Origin of the sequence: Streptomyces sp. MnatMP-M17 (assembly GCF_900091995.1) — a bacterium.
In the GTDB taxonomy this organism is placed as follows: domain Bacteria; phylum Actinomycetota; class Actinomycetes; order Streptomycetales; family Streptomycetaceae; genus Streptomyces.
In genome coordinates this window covers 1-18,316 of record NZ_FMDK01000087.1, presented here as the reverse complement: position 1 = coordinate 18,316, position 18,316 = coordinate 1, and the positions used below count along the sequence as shown (strand labels likewise).

17 protein-coding genes and 1 pseudogene are annotated in these 18,316 nt (G+C 66.2%); 9 read left to right on the top strand and 9 right to left on the bottom strand.

What is annotated here, in order from left to right:
- Positions 1–35: 35 nt before the first annotated feature.
- Both GA0115259_RS41505 and GA0115259_RS04835 read right to left on the bottom strand, forming a co-directional pair.
- Positions 36–557, bottom strand: a pseudogene (locus GA0115259_RS41505) (IS5/IS1182 family transposase); the annotation flags it as partial.
- Positions 558–620: 63 nt separating this feature from the next.
- Positions 621–1,550 (bottom strand): NAD(P)-dependent oxidoreductase, encoded by a 930-nt coding sequence (locus GA0115259_RS04835; protein ID WP_093591309.1) that lies wholly within the window; start codon positions 1,548–1,550, stop codon positions 621–623.
- A 666-nt stretch (positions 1,551–2,216) separates the two neighbouring features.
- On the opposite strand from GA0115259_RS04835, the gene GA0115259_RS04830 reads away from it, so the two are divergent.
- Positions 2,217–3,032 (top strand): SDR family NAD(P)-dependent oxidoreductase, encoded by an 816-nt coding sequence (locus tag GA0115259_RS04830; RefSeq protein ID WP_161230289.1) that lies wholly within the window; start codon positions 2,217–2,219, stop codon positions 3,030–3,032.
- Positions 3,033–3,129: 97 nt separating this feature from the next.
- Positions 3,130–3,690 carry a cysteine hydrolase family protein gene (locus GA0115259_RS04825; RefSeq protein WP_093591303.1) on the top strand — a complete coding sequence of 187 codons (561 nt, stop codon included), beginning with the start codon at positions 3,130–3,132 and terminating at the stop codon, positions 3,688–3,690.
- Between the two features lie 180 nt (positions 3,691–3,870).
- Here GA0115259_RS04825 and dmpG read toward each other — a convergent pair whose 3' ends face one another.
- The 3 genes from dmpG to GA0115259_RS04810 are packed head-to-tail and all read right to left on the bottom strand — an operon-like array spanning position 3,871 to position 6,706.
- On the bottom strand, positions 3,871–4,899 hold the full coding sequence (gene dmpG / locus GA0115259_RS04820) for a 4-hydroxy-2-oxovalerate aldolase (protein WP_093591300.1): 1,029 nt from the start codon (positions 4,897–4,899) through the stop codon (positions 3,871–3,873).
- On the bottom strand, positions 4,896–5,792 hold the full coding sequence (locus GA0115259_RS04815) for an acetaldehyde dehydrogenase (acetylating) (RefSeq protein ID WP_237539765.1): 897 nt from the start codon (positions 5,790–5,792) through the stop codon (positions 4,896–4,898). The genes dmpG and GA0115259_RS04815 overlap by 4 nt, the downstream gene beginning before the upstream one ends.
- 59 nt (positions 5,793–5,851) lie before the next feature.
- Positions 5,852–6,706, bottom strand: coding sequence for a 2-keto-4-pentenoate hydratase (locus tag GA0115259_RS04810; protein WP_093591294.1), 855 nt, complete (start codon positions 6,704–6,706; stop codon positions 5,852–5,854).
- A 98-nt stretch (positions 6,707–6,804) separates the two neighbouring features.
- On the opposite strand from GA0115259_RS04810, the gene GA0115259_RS04805 reads away from it, so the two are divergent.
- Positions 6,805–7,581, top strand: a complete 777-nt coding sequence (locus GA0115259_RS04805; RefSeq protein ID WP_093591330.1) for an IclR family transcriptional regulator — start codon at positions 6,805–6,807, stop codon at positions 7,579–7,581.
- Positions 7,582–7,664: 83 nt separating this feature from the next.
- Here GA0115259_RS04805 and GA0115259_RS04800 read toward each other — a convergent pair whose 3' ends face one another.
- On the bottom strand, positions 7,665–8,414 hold the full coding sequence (locus GA0115259_RS04800) for a FadR/GntR family transcriptional regulator (protein WP_093591291.1): 750 nt from the start codon (positions 8,412–8,414) through the stop codon (positions 7,665–7,667).
- A gap of 307 nt (positions 8,415–8,721) precedes the next feature.
- Here GA0115259_RS04800 and GA0115259_RS04795 point away from each other — a divergent pair, with 307 nt between their 5' ends.
- From GA0115259_RS04795 to GA0115259_RS04775, 5 genes are all read left to right on the top strand, one after another.
- Positions 8,722–9,549 (top strand): TauD/TfdA dioxygenase family protein, encoded by an 828-nt coding sequence (locus GA0115259_RS04795; protein ID WP_093591288.1) that lies wholly within the window; start codon positions 8,722–8,724, stop codon positions 9,547–9,549.
- A gap of 113 nt (positions 9,550–9,662) precedes the next feature.
- Positions 9,663–10,127 (top strand): MarR family winged helix-turn-helix transcriptional regulator, encoded by a 465-nt coding sequence (locus GA0115259_RS04790; RefSeq protein ID WP_093591285.1) that lies wholly within the window; start codon positions 9,663–9,665, stop codon positions 10,125–10,127.
- 98 nt (positions 10,128–10,225) lie between these two features.
- Positions 10,226–11,077, top strand: coding sequence for a VOC family protein (locus tag GA0115259_RS04785; protein ID WP_161230288.1), 852 nt, complete (start codon positions 10,226–10,228; stop codon positions 11,075–11,077).
- Positions 11,078–12,370 (top strand): CaiB/BaiF CoA transferase family protein, encoded by a 1,293-nt coding sequence (locus GA0115259_RS04780; protein ID WP_093591279.1) that lies wholly within the window; start codon positions 11,078–11,080, stop codon positions 12,368–12,370.
- The gene (locus tag GA0115259_RS04775) at positions 12,367–13,626 is read left to right on the top strand and encodes a cytochrome P450 (RefSeq protein WP_093591276.1); all 1,260 of its coding nucleotides are present in this window, start codon (positions 12,367–12,369) and stop codon (positions 13,624–13,626) included. Before GA0115259_RS04780 ends, GA0115259_RS04775 begins: the two co-directional genes overlap by 4 nt.
- 262 nt (positions 13,627–13,888) lie before the next feature.
- Here the strand turns inward: GA0115259_RS04775 and GA0115259_RS04770 are convergent, their stop codons facing one another.
- From GA0115259_RS04770 to GA0115259_RS04760, 3 genes are all read right to left on the bottom strand, one after another.
- Positions 13,889–15,268: an MmgE/PrpD family protein gene (locus tag GA0115259_RS04770; protein WP_093591273.1), complete on the bottom strand. Its 1,380-nt coding sequence runs from the start codon at positions 15,266–15,268 to the stop codon at positions 13,889–13,891.
- A gap of 111 nt (positions 15,269–15,379) precedes the next feature.
- Positions 15,380–16,831, bottom strand: a complete 1,452-nt coding sequence (locus GA0115259_RS04765) for an aldehyde dehydrogenase family protein (RefSeq protein WP_093591270.1) — start codon at positions 16,829–16,831, stop codon at positions 15,380–15,382.
- A 330-nt stretch (positions 16,832–17,161) separates the two neighbouring features.
- Positions 17,162–17,821: a helix-turn-helix domain-containing protein gene (locus tag GA0115259_RS04760; protein WP_237539762.1), complete on the bottom strand. Its 660-nt coding sequence runs from the start codon at positions 17,819–17,821 to the stop codon at positions 17,162–17,164.
- 69 nt (positions 17,822–17,890) lie between these two features.
- Between GA0115259_RS04760 and GA0115259_RS04755 the strand changes: the two genes are divergently transcribed.
- Positions 17,891–18,316: helix-turn-helix domain-containing protein (locus GA0115259_RS04755; protein ID WP_141716450.1), on the top strand; the 426-nt coding region annotated here is incomplete at its 3' end.

Here is an 18,316-nt window from a genome sequence, read left to right as displayed (position 1 = left end):
CATCTGAACAGGTTACCTGATGAGTAAGCTGTTCGGCGCCTGGCGAGAGCCGCGTGAACCACCGGCACCAGGTTGAAGTCTGTGACCGTGGCCGTGGTAGCGGCGACATTCGTGATCAGGCCCGGTGTGACAGCATCAGGTCTCGGTGAGGTGAACCCTGTAGCCGTCCCAGAAGATGTCGCGCCTGTCGGCGCCACGCGCTTCGATGTCATAGGGGTTGACCAGGCGCATCGCGCCCGGCGGCCGGTCTTTTGGGCCCCTCCACCGCACTTTGCCCCCAACCAGGTGGAAGTACTGCACCCACACCTGCCAGGTCTCCACCTCCGGTAACGTCCGCAGCCCGTCAGGCGCACCGGACGAGGCGACGGCCTCAAGCAGCCGCATCCCGTCGGTTCCGATCCGGCAGCCGGTCTCGTTCCGTTTGGCGGAAGCCTTCGGGAACCGTGTGTCCTCGGCACGGGTGGCGTAGTGCCCAACCAGTCCGGCTCAGCGACCCCGGCTGGCCACTCCGGGACAGCGGCCGCCAGTGCGTTCAGGGCCGAGCACAGTGTCCCGGCCGACGTCACGCAGAGCCCCGAATCAACCAACAGCATCCGAACGCCGGTGGGCGGGGCCGCATGTCAGGCCCTGGCGCACTCGGGATGAACGCCGGCCTCGCGGAAGGGAGGGATCAGTTCGAGGCTGCACACGGTGCACCTCGGAATGGGGGTGACGTCACCAAGGCTGTCCAGGTAGCGGTCCCGTTCAGCCACCTTGCCCAGCAGCGTCTCAGCCGCCACCGTAGCGAGGGGCAGCAGCAGACCGGCCCGGCCTCCGGCAGTAGCGAACGAGCTGATGTCCTTGTGCATCACCTCGTGTGCGGGTGCGGTGCCCGGTGCCGCGGTACGCCGGAGCCGATCGTGGAATCCCCATGTGCGCACGGCGCGGGAGTCAGCTGAGCTGGTGGTGAGGACGGAGCTGAGCGCGTCCTCGGTGATGCCATAGGCGCGGACGAACTCCATGGCCTCCGTCTGCAGCGCGAAGCTCGCGATCGTCATGAAGTTGACGGCGAGCTTCATCGCAGACCCGGCTCCAGCGCGCCCCGCATGGAAAACGTCCCGCCCAATGGCATCGAAGATCCCTGACAAGTCAGCGACGACGTCATCGTCTCCGCCCACCATGACCGTGAGGTCGCCTGTGCGCGCACGGGCGACCCCGCCGGCCACAGCAGCGTCGACAACAGCAACCTGATGAGGGGCGAGCCGTTCCGACAGCGCCTGGACGAACATCGGGGTGACGGTGCTGTGGATGACAAGGGTGCGCGAGAGACCGGCCGAGGCCACCTCGACGGCAACCTCGCTCACCTGCTGCTCGTTGAGTACCACTACTCCGACCACGTCTGCCTGCTGGGCAAGTTCCTTGATCGAGGAGACGCTGTGGGCGCCCTGCTCTACGAGCTTCGCAGCCGCCTCGGGCCGGATGTCGTAGACGTATGTGTCGAACCCGGCGCGGTTGATCGCCATGGCGATCTGCGTGCCCATGTTCCCCAGACCGATGACTCCGACCTTCATTGGTGGCTCCTGTTGTTCGTAGTGGGCGTTGCCGGATGCTCAGGCAGAGGTGAGGGGTGGCCGACTGCGGATCGGGCACGGCGGGCCGTCGGAAAATCGTGGCGGTCCGCCAGCGAGGCGGCGCCGTCCCTTCTCAGGAACCGATACGCGGCACACCCGGGCGGTGAGGGCTTCCGTGCGCGGCCCCGGCAGCGCGCAGCCAGAAGACAGCCGGCCTCCGGCTCCGTGGGAGCCCGCGGTTCCCCGATCGGCATGCCGTTGGCCGCCACGCTGCCGCTCTTGGGCAGGAAGCGGCCGGGAAGGACCAGGACCGTTGGGGTCGGGCGCATCCTTGCTCAGCCCCACACGGATCCATGCTTTGTGGCGTACGGAGGACGTCCCAGGCCTGCGCCGCCTCTGGCACAAAAAGTCATGGAATTCCTCGCAGATGAGTCTGCCCGCGGCCTTCAGCAGTGAGCCACATCCTGCTGACCATGCATATAATTGTCAATATTTGCCACAGCAGCTGGAGTGGAACTTCGACCAGCAGTCTCGTGCGAGCACATTGACTCCCCACCCGCGCCGGCCTTACCGTGCAAGTCCATGAACAGACCTATGATAGGCATGTTTAAGTCGCCACGCGTCGTGCGCAGGGACAGCGCTAGGCGTCGGGACGAGGAGGCCGCGATGGCTCGCCTTCAGGACCAATCCGAGAGCAGCGTGGAGTCGCCCCAGGCCCACGCAGGCAGTGGCCGTCTGCGCGGGCGTATCGCGCTTGTCTCCGGCGGAGGCGGTGGAATCGGGCGCGCCGTCGCCCAGCTCTTCGTCGCCGAGGGCGCCTCGGTCATGATCTGCGACCTCCCCAGTTCGGAAGGGAAGGCCGTGACTCAGTCCCTGGGCCCCGCGGCAGAGTTCATCGCCACCGACGTACGCGAGCCGGTCCAGTGGAAGCAGGCCGTCGACACCTGCCGATCGTACTTCGGCGCCGCACCTGACATTCTGGTGCACACTGCGGGGATCATGGTGGGCGGCACGGTCGACACCTGCGGCCCTGAGGACTTGGAGCGCTCTCTGGCCGTCAACACCATGGGCACGCTGCACGGCATCCAAGCCGTGGCTCCCGGCATGCGCGAAGGGCGCAAGGGCTCGATCGTCGTGGTGACCTCCATGGCAGGCGTGACGTTCGGGTGCCCTGGGCTGGCTCCTTACTCCGCGAGCAAGGCTGCGATGGCGGCACTGGTCCGATGTGCCGCGCTCGACTTCGCGAACTCCGGTATCCGTGTCAACTCCGTAGTGCCGGGCCAGGTGGACACACCCATGTCCCGTGCCTTCATGAGCAGCGTGGGGCCGGACTTCTTCGCCAAGATGCCGATCCCGCGGAGCGGACAGCCTCGTGACATCGCTCAGGCGGCGCTCTACCTGGCCTCGGACGAGAGCTCATGGGTGACTGGCACCGATCTCCTCGTCGACGGAGGCATGGAGGCCGGACCGGTGCTCGGCTGACCCGACGCCCGGTTTCCTCCCCATGAGGGCGCCAGGCCCTCCCCAATTCACCCGCTTGGCAACCGAACCAGCGGGGCAGCACAGAGAGGAAAGACTCATGAGCGACGAGGCTCTGCTCGTCATGGACTTCCAGCCGGCCGTCCTCGGGGCGGTCGGCGGAGATGAGAGCCCCGCTCTCGCCGCAGCCACCAGGGCCGTAACGGCCGCGCGCAAGGCGAAGGTGCCTGTCATCTTCGTACGTGTGGCGTTCCGCCCCGGCTATCCGGAACTCAGCCCCAACAACAAGGGCATGGCCCCGCTGTCCGGATACGGCGACGTCTTCGTCGAGACCGAGCCCACCACGCAGGTCCACTCCGCCCTGGGAGCCACTGCCCAGGACATCGTGGTCACCAAGCGCCGTGTCAGCGCCTTCGCCGGCAGCGATCTCTCGGGAGTACTGGCAGGCCTGGGGGCCTCCCGGCTCGTGCTGGCCGGACTCGTCACCAGCGGGGTCGTACTCTCCACCGTTCGAGAGGCCAGCGACGCCGATTTCGAGATAACGGTGCTCTCCGACGCGTGCGCGGACCCCGATGCCGAGGTGCACCAGGTCCTGATGAACAAGGTCTTCCCGGCTCAGGCGGACGTTCTCTCCGTCAAGGAGTGGGCCGACACACTCTGAGAAGCAACGAGGAGGGGCCGGTCTGCTGTCGGATGCCGGCGGCGGTTTGATCCGACCCCTTCATGAGTCGGCTCCCAAGACCTGGTTACGGTCTTGGGAGCCGACTCGAAAAGCGATGGCCTGCCTCGGGCTCTCCGGCATCATCGCGGCATCGAACCGGATTTCATCGCTGCCGTAATGTCAGCCGTCGCTGCTGTTCCGTCCGGTCACAAGGTCGAGGGCGATGTCGACGATCATGTCTTCCTGACCACCGACCAGACCCCTCCGCCCGGCTTCCACGAGGATGGTGCGCACATCGATGCCGTACCGGGCGCCGGCGACCTCCGCGTGCCTGAGGAAGCTGGAGTAGACGCCGGCGTAGCCCAGGGTCAGCGTCTCCCTGTCCACTCGCACCGGGCGGTCCTGCAGGGGACGCACCAGGTCGTCCGCGGCGTCCTGCAGCGCGAACACGTCACAGCCGTGCTTCCATCCCAGCAGATCGGCCACCGCGACAAAAGCTTCGATCGGGCAGTTGCCGGCTCCGGCGCCGTGCCCTGCGAGCGAGGCATCGACGCGGAAGACTCCGTTTTCGACCGCCACGACGGAGTTCGCCACCGAAAGCGAAAGGTTCTCGTGGGCGTGAATCCCGATCTCCGTGGTGCTGTCGAGGACATCGCGGTACGCCTGGACGCGGTCACGGACTCCGTCCATGGTCAGCCTGCCGCCGGAGTCTGTGACGTACACGCAGTGCGCGCCGTAACTCTCCATGAGCTTGGCCTGCTTGGCCAGTTCCGCCGGCGGAGCCATGTGGCTCATCATCAGGAAGCCTGCAACGTCCATCCCGATCTCGCGCGCGGTGGCGATGTGCTGGGCCGACACGTCAGCCTCGGTGCAGTGCGTCGCGATCCGCACCGACCGCACCCCCAAGTCGTGGGCGCGCTTGAGATCTTCGATCGTCCCGACGCCCGGCAACAGCAGCGTGGTCAGGCGTGCACGGGTGATGTGGGCAGACGCGGCCTCAATCCATTCCCAGTCGCTGTTGGAGCCGGGGCCGTAGTTGAGCGTGCTGCCCGCGAGGCCATCACCGTGCGCAACCTCGATCGCGTCGACTCCGGCCGCATCGAGGGCCGCGACGATACGGCCGACGTCCTGCGGACTGATGCGATGCCGGACAGCATGCATCCCGTCGCGCAGGGTGACGTCCTGAACGAACAGATTCACCTGGCTCATCGCGGGCTCTCCTCCTGCTGGGCGATCCGCTCGGCCACCTGGAGCCCGGCGGAGGTCATGATGTCGAGGTTTCCGGCGTAGGCAGGCAGGTAATGGGCCGCGCCCTCCACCTCGAGGAACACGGAAACACGGTGCGTGGGCCGGCTCTTGGAGTCGGGGGCGAGAAGGGTGTGCACCGGCTGGTCTTCGGGAACCGGGTCGATCTGCACCGCCTGCTTGAGCCGGTAGCCGGGTACGTAGGCGGCGACGTCGCCGACCATCTTGGCGACTGAAGAGCGGATGCGTTCGTGGCTGGCTGCATCCTCGGCATCCACCAGGCAGAAGACGGTGTCGCGCATGATGAGGGGCGGCTCGGCCGGGTTGAGGATGATGACGGCCTTGCCGCGCTCTGCGCCGGCGACGGCCTGGATGGCGTGCGAGGTCGTCTCAGTGAACTCGTCGATGTTGGCGCGCGTACCCGGGCCGGCCGAGCGTGACGCGATCGAGGCGACGATCTCCGCGTACGCCACCGGAACCACTCGGGAGACGGCCGCCACAATCGGGATGGTGGCCTGGCCTCCGCACGTCACCATGTTCACGTTCGGGGCGTCGATGTATTCGTCGAGATTGACCGCGGGCACGACGAACGGGCCAATCGCGGCCGGCGTGAGGTCGATCAGTCGCTTTCCGAGCGGAGCCAGCTTGGCATGGTTGTCGACGTGTGCCTTGGCAGAGGTCGCATCGAAGATGATCTTGATGTCCGAGAAGCCGGGCATGGCCATCAGGCCTTCGACGCCCTCGTGAGTGGTGGGAACCTTGAGGCGGGCGGCGCGCGCCAGCCCGTCGGAGGCCGGATCAATCCCGACCATCGCCCCCATCTCCAGGTGCTTGGAATGACGGATCACCTTGATCATCAGATCTGTCCCGATGTTTCCGGAACCGATGATCGCAACCTTCGTCTTCTGCGTGTCAGTCACTGGCTTACCTCCTGCTGCGGGCCGGTGATCCCATCGGTGAACGTGGCGGACACGGTTCCGAGCGATTTGATGGTCGCCTTCACTGCCGAGCCGGGTCGCACCATGGCGAGCGGGCCGAGGGATCCGGAGAGGATGACCTGGCCGGCGGTCAGCGGGTCGCCGAACTCGCGCGCCCGCTTGGCCAGCCACGCGAGGGCGTTGAGAGGATCACCCAGGCACGCGGCGCCGTCCCCCGAGGACACCAACCCGTCATCGACCTTCAGCCCCATGATCACGTCGACTGGCTCAAATTCCTCCAGCGTGCGTCGCTGGGTTCCCAGTACGTAAAGGCCACTGGAGGCGTTGTCGGCGACGGTGTCGGCAAAGGAGATGTCCCAGTCGGTGATCCGGCTGTCGACGATCTCGAGAGCCGGCACGGCGTAAGCGACAGCCGCTCGGCACTGGGCGACGTCCAGGGGGCCGTCCGTCAGATCGGCCTCCAGTACGAAAGCCACTTCGGCCTCAACCCTCGGCTGCAGCAACCGGTCCATCGGTATTACGTCACCATCGCTGTACTGCATGTCGGCATAGAGCACCCCGAAATCGGGTTGGTCTACACCGAGTTGGGCCTGTACGGCCTTGGAGGTGGCCCCGATCTTGCGGCCGACTGTGGCCGTGTCGTGGGCGCGGAGCCGATTGAACATCTGCTGGATTCGGTACGCGGCGGCGATGTCGTCCGGACCGATCAGGTCGCGGACCGGCGCGCAGGTCACGCCGGTCGACGCGGCTGTGGCCAGCCGGTCGGCAGCCTCAGCGATCACTGAGTCCGATACTGGCGACCGCTTCGCGCCGAGAGCTTGCTCAGGCGACATGCATAACTCCTTCGTTCGTCCTCCCAGTGCACATGCCGATCTGTCCTTACTGCCACGACTGTGGTCCACTGGGTGGACCGGAAAGCCAAGAGGTGCCGATGCCCGACATACGCCCCGACGACGACCGCTCCGTGCTGGGCAGGACGATGCGCATCCTGCAGTCTTTTCGCGCCGAGGACCGAGGCGTGGGACTGTCCGAGCTGACGCGCCGGACGGGACTGCCCAAGGCGACTGTCCACCGCATCGCCCAGGATCTGGTGGTGGCCAGAATGCTCGCCGCCACGGAACGGGGCTATCGCCTGGGCCGGGGACTGTTCGAACTGGGCATGCTGGCTGCCCCCGAGCGAAGCCTCATCGAGGTGGCCATCCCGTTCATGCAGGACCTGCTCCTGCGCACTCAGGAGACCGTTCACCTGGGGATCCTCGAAGGCACCGAGGTTGTGTACATCTCGAAGATCGGCGGTCACCGACAGGCGCCCACGCCCACGCGCCTCGGCGGGCGGATGCCGCTCTACTGCACCGCCATCGGCAAGGCGCTATTGGCCCACGCCCCTCAGCACATTGTCGACGAGGCGCTGTCCGGGCCGCTCGATCGACGGACCCCCCGCACAGTGGTGGCGCCGGGCCTTCTTCGTAGGCAGTTGGAACAGGTCGTCGGGCAGGGCGTGGCCTATGAGTACGAGGAGTCCGTGCCCGGCATCGCATGCATCGCTGCTGCGGTCCTGGATGCCAACGACCGGCCGCTCGCCGCCATTTCTGTCACTGGGCCGTCAACGAGGTTCCGGCCGGACAAGCACTCGACGTCAGTTCGGGCGGCTGCGGCGGGAACGGCCTCGATCCTGGCTCGCCGCAGATTGACCGCTCTACCCGAATAATGAGAGCGGCCACCGCACTGCGCCTGTCGAGGAGGCGAAGCGCAGCGGCGGCCCGCACGCACACCAGAGCGATGGCCCTCCGGTCAGCGCTCCATCCGCGTTCCTGGCGTCACGAGCGATGACCACTGGACAGGCTGGCGCGACAATTCGCGATATGCCGCCATCCAGGAGGCACGGCCCTCCTCGAGGTGAACCCGCATGGCCTCCTCTGCAGCCTCCGGGTCTCGCGCCCGGAGCGCCTTGAGCAGGTTGCGGTGGGCCTCAAGTGCCAGCACCCGGTGACCGTGCGTGAAGTCGCCGGCGACCACTCCGAACGCCACGCCGTCGGCTACCGATTCAAGCGCTGCGCAGAACAGCTCGAGCAACGGGCTGTTGGCCGCCGATGCGATCAGTTCATGGAACCTGAAGTTCTCCTCACGGAACAGCTGACGGTCGTCGATGTCGGAGCCCATCCGGTCATTGGAGGCCGCCATGGCCGCCAACGTCTCGTCGTCCACGTTCTCTGCCGCCATACGCGCCAGCCTGGGCTCGAGCGCCTGCCGGGCCGCGAAGACTTCGGAGAACGGCACGCCTTCGAACTGCATCAGCAGAGTCAGCGCTTCCCCGAGGTCCGAGGCCCGCGGGCGCCGGACGACAGGGCCTCCGTCCCGCCCGGGTCGGACGGTGAGAACACCTCGGCTCTCCAACAGTCGCAGCGCCTCCCGCAGCGTGCTGCGGCCGACGCCATAAGCCTCAAGCATCTCGCGCTCGGTGGGAAGCCTGGTCCCCTCAGGCAGTCGCTCGGACACGATCTGCTTGGTAATCTCGCGCGCCACGATCTCGGACTGCTTCATCGGTCTCTGTACGGGACCGGCCACAATGATTCCCCTTCCCACTGATTCAGTTCATCTTACTCTGACACCTGTGATCACCAATGGCAGGTATTCAGTCCGGGCGGTATAGGGCGCGGAGCCCGTTGACTCTGGATCTGTCCGGGAATCCGATCCTCCCAACCCTTGCCAGAGCGCGAAACCCTTCTTAATATGATCAGCAATGAACGTTCAGGTCACCTGAACGTCAGCTGTCGCAGCCAGGCCCGGCACCCGTCGCTCCGCCCTCCTCCGAAGCGGCGTCGAGGCATCACTGAAGGAAGGCATCCCCATGAAGGCAGTCCCGCTCAACGGCAACATCGGCGTCGAGCTCCAGGATCTGGACATGTCGAAGCCCTTCAACACGGAGGAGGTCACAGTCCTGCGCCACGCCTTCGACACCGGCGGCGTTCTGCTCGTCCGCGGCCAAAAGCTCGCCGACGAGGACCAGGACCGGTTCGTGACCACCCTGGGCGACCTGCACACATTCCGCTGGGGCACCACCGTCGAATACCTCTCCAACGTCCTCAAGGACAACCCGAGCCTCGCCGGCAGCCGCCGTCTGCTCTTCCACAACGACGGCGCCTACCGCGAGGACGTCGCAGCCGGCACCTGCCTGTACGCCCAGGACGTCTCGCCGACCTCGCCGCCCACCGCCTTCGCCAACACCGTGCGCGCCTACGAGAACCTGCCTGAGGACATCAAGGCCAAGATCGAGAACCTGCACGCGTACAACATGTTCGACCCCAACGACAAGGATGCCGAGCAGAAGCGGATGCGGCTGTCCGACTACCCCGAGGGCTCCGACCTGTCGGACATCCAGGCCACAGAGCACTCGATTGTGATCACCATCCCGCACACCGGCAAGAAGGCCCTTTTCGTCAACGAGTTCAACACCAGCCACATCGCTGAGTACGGCCCGAACTCCGAAGAGGGGGAGGAACTGCTGCAGACGCTCTTCGCTGCGCTGTACGACGAGTCCAACACCTACACCCACCACTACGAGGTCGACGACCTCGTACTGTTCAACAACCGGACCGTTCAGCACGCCCGCACCGGCCAGATCGACCACAACCCCCGCACCCTGCGCCGACTCGTCCTTAAGAACCTCAACTGGTGAGTTCTTCCCCGCCATGGCCCCGCGACAGGCAGCGCCGCGGGTCCGGACGGCTTCTCGACCATGGCGAAGAACATCGGGAGCTGCACCACCGTGCCGCATTTGATGCGCCGGCCATGGGTGCGGAGCAGGATGCGGCGGCACTCGCGGCAGCGATCCGCGACGCGGCAGGACAACTTATCCGGCGCGTCCGCCAGGAGAGCGGAACGACCCTGACCTGGTCCCAAAGCGCCCTGCTGAGCGGCCTGGCCCGACACGGACAGGCCACCGCCAGCGAACTGGCCGCCGACAACGGCCTACGCCCCCAGACCGTCTGGTCCAGCCTCATCACCCTCGAACAACGCGGCCTCGTCACCCGCGAGCGCGATGCCACCGACCGACGCAACGTCCACGTGTCCCTCACCGACAAGGGCCGCGCAGAACTCGCCGCAGACCGCACCGCCCGCGAGAACTGGATCGCAAGGGTGCTGGAGGACGAGTTCACATCTGAGGAGCGAGCCCGGATTGCCGGTGCCGTGCCCTTGATCGTTCGGCTCGCCCGCTTCGAAGAACCACAACAGGAGTCCCCCGCAGCCTTCTGACACCTCGGAGGGGCTTGTCTCCCGCTCTTCCCTATTCAGGTGAATATATGCATAGTAGTCATGTTTCGGAGTTTGGCTTTCGTCCCCTGGAGTCAAAGATGCTTGTGTCCCGCCTCGGTTACATCACCTTGAACGTCGACGACCTGGCGGCCGCGGTTGAACTCTTCGAGGGCCCTGGCCAGTTGCAGCTCAACGGCCGCTCAGAGAACCGGGCATTCCTCGGCGGCGCCGGCGAGCACCACTGGGTGGAGCTACGTCGGGATCCTTTGCGGCCCACGGGACTGCTGAAGATGGCCTTCGAACTCGACAAGGCGGCCGTCTTCGAGGACGTCGAAAAAGCCCTGGCCAGCGCGGAGGTGAACTTCGAACGCTTGAGGAACTTCCGGGAAGACTTCGTGCGGGAAGCCGTCCGGTTCGTCGACATGGACGGTACCGAGGTCGAGATCTTCCGCGGTATGGCCGGCATCGCAGGCGGTCAGCAGCCGAAATGGGCGCAGCTGGAACGCCTTCTGCACGTCGCCGTCTCGGCCTCGGACTTCGATGCAGCCCTGGCCTTCTACAGCGATGTCCTGGGTTTTGGGGTCTCGGACTTCATCGAGGACACCACGGCCTTCCTGCACGCGTCCGACGGCGCCCACCACTCGCTGGTCCTACAGCGGCGTCCCGGCGCGGCGCGCGTGGTGAACCACGTGTGTTTCCAGACGCAGACCTTCGACGATGTGATGCGCGCCCGTGCCCTGGTCCGCCGTGCCGGGCTGGAGCTGCGGGACGACCTCATCCGGCATGAGACGTCTGGGTCGATCGGCTTCTATTTCGAGGGGCTGCCGGAAGGGCTGGGAGTGGAGTTCTGCTTCGAGCACGGGACAGTCGACCCGGCAACGCACATCCCCAGGACGTTCGTGCGCACGATCCGGGCGAAGGACGTCTATGAGCCTCCGGCGGGGTACTGAATGAACAGCGGCCAAGTGACTGCTCACGCGTCGGCGCCCCCGGATGGGAACGTGCGGGGCCCACTCGACGGGTTGCGCGTTCTCGACCTGACCGGCACGATGTCGGGGCCCTTCTGCACACTGCTGCTGGCTCAACTCGGCGCCCGGGTCGACAAGGTCGAGCCTGCCGCCGGTGACGTCGTCCGGCATCTGACCCCTGGTCGGACGCCCGCGATGTCCCCGATCTTCCTGGCCCTCAACGCCGGCAAGCGCTCGATAGTGCTCGACTTCTCCCAGGAATCCGACCGCGAACTGCTGATGGGTTCCCTGCCGCATTACGACGTGGTCGTGCACAACATGCGGCCGCAGGCGGCAGAGCGGCTGGGACTCACGGCGGAGAAGCTGTCCGAGGTCGGCTCCGAAGCGCTGTTGTGCGAACTGGTCGGGTTCGGGCCAGGCCCCTACGAGAGCCGGCCGGCCTACGACGACACGATCCAGGCGGCATCCGGTATGGCGTGGGTGCAGGGCAACGGGGGCGAACCGGCGTACGTCCGCACCGCTGTGGCCGACAAGACGGCCGGCATGTACGCCGCACTCGCGATCTGCGCGGAGCTGGCATCCCGAGCGAGAGGCGGGCAGTGCCGCACGGTCAAGATCCCCATGTTCGAAACCATGGTGGCCTTCGCCACCGTCGAGCAGCTCGGTGGTCTCACCTACCGACCGGCTACCGGCCCCGCTCTGTACCCGAGGACCGCATCACCTCACCGCAGGCCCTTCCCCACCCGGGACGGCCACATCAGCCTGATGCTCTACACCGACCGGCACTGGGCGGCGTTCTTGCGCACAGTAGGCCGTGACGACCTCGTCACCGACCCCAAGTACGCCACGCTTTCCGGACGGACGGCGAACATCGACGATGTGTACGCCTTGGTGGCTGCAGCGCTTCGGCATCGGACCACAGCAGAGTGGCTCGAGATCCTCAACCGCATCGACGTGCCCCACGCTCCCGTACGGTCGTTCTCCGATCTGCTCGAGGACCCGCACTTGCTGTCGGCGGCGCTGTTCCGCGAGGAGGAGCATCCGACAGAGGGGGCGGTTCGGTCGGTCCGCGCCCCGTTCCTGTTCGACGGCAGGCATCCCTCGGACCTGGCACCGGCCCCCACTCTCGGCCAGGACTCCGACGACTTCCGGCGGGCCCATCAGCGAGCCGCAGACGGAACCCGCCACCAGCCCGACATCGACGCCGCTTCCCTGGATGGGACGGGTCCGACCAGCGCTCGAGCGGCCAGTACAACCGAGAGGGTTACATCATGAGCCTGAGCAACACGTGGCAACCCGAGACCTTCATCCAGCTCACCGAGTATCGCGAGGTGGAGGAGGTCCTGCGCCGAGGCCGGGATTTCGTCCTGAACGGCACGAAGGCCGAGTCCGATGAGTTCGTCCACGGCACTCTCGTCGCCATCGACGGGCGTGAGCATCTTCAGCGCAGGCGCGCACTGATGAAGATGCTCACCCCAACGCAGCCGTGGGGTGCCCAGGGGCATCTGTTGGACGAGGTCTTCGCCCACCACCTCGCTCATGTCAAGGAGACGGTGTCGCCGCGCGACGGAGCCTTCCACTTCGACCTCATCGATTTCTGCCGCCGCATCATCTGGCGTGTCACCGCAGCGTTCGTCGGCATCGACAACGTCGACAGCGACGAGCGGGTGGAGCGGTTTCTGGAGCTGGCCGCTCCCATCCTGGGCAGCCTCATGGTCGAGTACGCCCCCGAAGGGGAGCGCGACAAGATCATCACCCGGGCCCGTGAGGCCCGTGAACAGGTGCACGAGGAGATGTTCCTGCCCAGCATCGAACGGCGCAGAGCGCTTCTGCGTCGCGTGACCGAAGAGGGTGGGAGCATCGACGATCTCCCGGCCGACCTGCTCACCAGCATGCTCGCCGACGCCGGCGATGAGGAACCCGACCTCGAGCCCATCTTCCGGGAAGCGGTGGCCCTGCTGGCCGCCGCGGTGAACAATCCCGTCTCGCAAGCTGCCTGGGCGCTGGACGACATCCAGCCGTGGCTGGAGGCGCATCCCGAGGACCGGCCGCGCATCGGTGAGCGCGAGTTCTTGAACCTGGCGGTGAAGGAGACTCTCCGCTTGCACCGCTCGTCACGTCCCTACCTGGTCCGGATCGCTGTTTCCGACACGGTGCTGGAATCGACCGGCCGGTCCATTCCGGCTGGTTCGTGGGTCGCGAGCTGGCTGGGCGCCGCCAACCAGGATCGCACCGTCTTCGGCCAGGATGCCGATACCTACGACCCGTACCGCAAGCCGCTCGACCCCAAGGTGGCGCACTTCGGTGTGGCTTTCGGGGCCGGCCCGCACGTGTGTCTGGGCCGGCCGATGCTCTTGTGGGAGCAGGGCAGCGAGGAGGCCCAGGGCATCCAGACGAAGCTGCTGCGGCTCCTCCTGCAAAGCGGCTTCCGTAGGGATCGCAAGGGCATCCAGGAACTGGTGGGCGTGGAGGGCGGCCGACGCTTCGAGCGGTACGACGTCGTCGTACCGGTAGAGGCGTCGAAGAGCTGAAAGCAGCGGTGGCTGCCCCGTGATGTGCGTCCGCGGCTCTGCCACAGAACTGCCTGAGGAGGGTCCGAAGCCGGCGCCTTCCGTGAGTACACCGTCTGTGGTGCGAGCCAGCGGTTCTTGCCGTCTCAAAGAATCGCTGGCTCGCACCGCAGTGGCTTACAGGCAGCCACCGATTCCATCCAAATGAGCTGGCCGGGCACGGTCGGGCTCTCCCCCGTACAACTACTTGGGGCTTAACTCGATTGGGTCGTGGTTCCCTTCGTCATCCGCTCAGCAGCGCGGTCAGCGGCCTTAGCCCCTCCAGCTTGGGCAGATCTGCGGTGAGAGCAATCAGAGCGTCGGCCTGCTGTGGGTCAAGAACGTCTTCGACGTTGCTGCGGAACTTCGCCAGGACCTGTTCGGCGCTGGCAGGGTTGACGGTGTGCCCCGGGAAGCCGCGTTCGTAGTGCTGGTACTCCGTACCGTCCAGAAGCGTGATCGTGACGTCGCTACTGAAGATCGGATCCCCCTCAGGGACGGGCATCAGGTACGGCGTGACGAGGTCAGCCACCGCCGCGATCCCCGGATCGGTGTAACTGGAGCGGTCAAAGTAGTCGGCGACACGGTTGCTGCGACGCACCAGGCGGAGCGCGATGCTGTACGCCAGACTGAACTGCGCGGAGATCGCGTCATGCGGATGCACGATGGACGCCCCGTGCCCGAAGGAGAGTTCGTCAAGGCCGACACGGATCGCCCTCACATCACGCCAGTCGATGTCGTGGTCATCGACGAGCCGTGCGACTGCCGCTATTGGTGAATGGATCGTGCCCACGGCGGGGAAGAGCCGGAACATTGTGTCGCGGATCTGCCACTTGCCCCAGCTCTCTTCAAGCCGGGCTACCGAGGTCTCGTGTGCGAAAACCGCGAAGAGGCCACGGTGGCCCTCGAAGATGGTTGCCGGGCCGGTGTATCCCGCCTGTGCAAGCAGGGCGGCCTCGCTGCCGAGCCGCGCCGCGGATCCCGCGTGCAGCCGCTTGACCTCGCCACCGCTGCGGTCGTACTCCATGGTTCCGCCGGCGTCACTTCCGGCGATGCCGAAGGCGTTACACAGCTGGGCCGCGTCCAGCCCGAGGAGGCGACCCGCCGTCGCTGCGGCACCGTAGACACCAAGAACCTTCGAGATATGCCACCCGGCATCCTGCATGCCCGGCATGGCCACCGCGCCGAGCAAGGACATGACCTGCTGGCCGGCCACGATCGCGGTCACGATGTCGCGCCCCATGCTGCCGTGTTGCTCGCCGAACGCGAACGCGGTCGAGATGACGGTCGATGTGGCGTGCGCGGCGCGCATGTGAGCGTCGTCGAACTCACAACTGTGGCCCATCGTCCCGTTGACGTACGCGGCGTGAGGAGCGGTCGTGCGCCATGCTGCACCGGTCACAGTGCAGTCGGGTGCTCCGGCAAGCCGTTCGGCCACCGCACGGACGGGTGCAACGTTCGGCAGCGTCGAGCCGCGGATTTGCAGGCCGAGTTGGTCGAGGACGAGTCGGCAGGCGATCTCGACAACGTCCTGCGGCATTTCGTCGAACGTCAGATTGACTACCCACTCGGCGAGTCGGGTGGCGATCGTCGACGTGGAGGCATGCTCTATGGAACTAGGCATTGGGCCAGGGGCTTTCGTTGGGAACGGATTGAACAGGCTGCGCAAGCAGGTCTACCGGCCGAGCTTTGCGATCGTGCCCAGCAGTAACCGCTACAGGCTGGCCTGTAGCGGTCAGCTTTCCGCGGCGCCGAGGAGAATCTGGATGCTCTTCGTACGCGACATCTCGCGGTAGCCGTCGATTCCGTTGACTCTGCCGTAGCCGCTGTGGCCGTAACCTCCGAATGGGAAAGCTGCGTCACCGCGGCGATAGTGGTTCACCCAGACGGTCCCCGCCTTCAGCGCGCGAGACACGCGGTGCGCCCGGTTGAGGTCCCGGGTCCACACGCCGGCCGCCAGGCCGTACGGTGTCGCGTTGTTGAGCCTGATCGCCTCTTCCTCGGTGTCGAAGGGCACCACAGACAGGACTGGTCCGAAGATCTCTTCGGAGAAGATGGCCATCTCCGGTGTGACGTCGGTGAAGACCACCGGCGGGAAGAAGAAGGTGCCCTCTTCCGCCCGCGTGCGTCCGCCCGTCCTCAGCGTCGCCCCGTCAGCAAGTCCACGATCAACGAAAGACTGCACTCGCTGTACCTGGTCGCTCGTGCACAGGGGCCCCATGTCCGTATCGGGCTGGGAGGGGTCTCCAAGGCGCAGGTCGGCCAACTGCTTCACGATGCGCTTGACCACTTCGTCGTGAATGGAGCGATGGACCAGCACACGCGTGCCGGCAACGCAGCTCTGCCCACCGGCGCTTGTGAAACCAGCCGCCACGGCAGCAGCCGCCTGCTCGACGTCGGCATCCGGGAACACCAGGTTGGCAGACTTTCCACCAAGCTCCATGACCGCCGGAACAAGACGCCGGGCGGCCTGTGCGGCAACGATCCGGCCCGCCTCGGGGCCGCCCGTCAGGGTCAGTTTGTCCACGCCCGGGTGCTCACACAACGCCTGGCCCACGATCGGGCCCAGGCCCGTTACGACATTGATCACACCTGCCGGGAATCCGACCTCATGAACGACTCGCGCGAACTCGAGCAATGAACACGGCGCAAGTTCGGAGGGCTTGACGACGATCGTGTTCCCAGCCGCCAGCGCCATGCTTGCCATCTGGGCCAGCAAAACGCCAGGCGTGTTCCAGGGCGTCTGAATGCCGACCACGCCGTAGGGCTCACGTTCAGTCAGACTGAGCACTGCGGGGTCGTTGCCATAGGGGACCTGACCGGCCGCCGTTTCGGCCACGGCCGCGGCATAGCGATACCAGCCGGGGACGGCCCGGTTCATGGCCAGCTCTTCGTTGATGACCTTGCCGTTGTCGCGGCTTTCGATCTCGGCGATCGCGTCAGCCTGAACCGCCAGGGCGTCGGCGAGGCGCGTCAGCAGCTTCGCGCGCACCTTCGGGTTGCGGCTCCACCCGGGGTCGGCGGACGCCCGCACAGCAGCGGAGACTGCTGCGTCTACATCGTCGGCCGTTCCAGCGGGTACGGTGGCCCACGCTTCGCGGGTGTAGGGGTTGATCGACTCGATGACTTCCCCTGATGCTGAGGATCGCCATGCGCCGTCCACGTACATCTCGAAGTTCTTGATCACCGCGCGTCCCTTCGCCTTCGAGGCGGACCATAAACTATGTGCATAGTAGCAAGAATATCTGGATGAAGGACAGTGGTACCGACGAGGCAGGCGCGGGCACCGAGGCGGGTGGCGATGCTCGGCCTTCGGAGAGGGGCACCGGGCACGGGGCTGATGACCCCACCGTGCCCGAGGAAGTCACCATGCGCCCACGGTGGTCGGAGTCAGCGGATCACCGGGCGAAGGCCGGTCCCATGACATGAGAAGGCAGCCATGGTCCGACGTGGCGGTCCGCGACGGGCCTGACGATTGCACGCACTTGTCGGCCGGGAACATCTCGCTGCTCGGCGGTCAGACCCGGGCGGCGGCTCCGCCCTTCGTGACGGTGGGGCCGAACTGCCGCACCTGAGGGATGGTGGTGACCATGTGGGCGACGACCCGTTCACTGAGGCATACGTATCGGTGAGGGACATCGCCGGGAAACCTGACGAAGTCGCCGGCCGCCAGGTCGACCGGCTCGTTCAGCGGACCCGTGCGGAGCTTGCCGGTCACGACGTAGAGATGATGCAGGGTGCCCGCCGCGTGCGGCTGCACCGGCTCAGGATCCTTGTCCCCACGCACCAGGCGGAGGACGAGGGTGCGGACGTAGCCCGAGCCGTAGGTCTCGTCGAGGATGCGTTCAGTCCAGTTGGCCGCGTGCCGCCACTCGCCCTCGGCCTGGCGCTGCAGGTAGACAGGGGTCCCCCACTCGGTCAGGAGCCGGCGCGCGGGTACGTCCAGCGCGACCCCGAGCAGGGACAATGTCTCCACGGTCGGATTGCCCAGGCCTTGCTCGATCTTCGACAGGGTCTGTTTGGACAGCCCGGAGCGCCGGGCGAGCTCCCCCAGGGACATGGCCCGCTCCAGCCGGAAGCGGCGCACATTGCGCGCGACGAGGTCGTTCTCGTGATCAAGGGTGTCACTTTTAATGTACATCCCGTCATTATTGACGAACGGCCGCCGGTTCCCCATGCTGTCACGTGAAGATTGACAAAGCGTTCATCAAAAGTGACACCGTTGCACGAAGCCGAGGTGAACAAGATGACCAGCGCCTTCGACGTCCCTCTGCGCGACGACCGGGCCGCCGTGGACAAGGCCATCAGTCTTCTCGTCGCCCTGGGCGACAGAACCAACGCCGGCGCAGGAGTCAGCGAGCTGGCCCGCCGGTCACGGCTGAGCAAGTCCACCGCCCACCGTGTGCTGGGCATGCTGGAACGCAACGGCGTCGTGGAACGTGTGGGCACCGGCTACCGGCTCGGCGAGCGCCTGCACGATCTCGGCCGAGCCGTGTACGCACCGGGCTCCGAGACCGCCCGCGACCTGCTGCTGCCCTATCTGGCCGACCTGTACGAGACGACCAGGGAGACAGTGCACTTGTCGGTCCTGCACGGCTCGTTCGTCGTCTACCTGGCCAAGCTCTACGGCCACCGCAGCGGGCCGGTGCCATCCCGTATCGGCGGGCGGGCG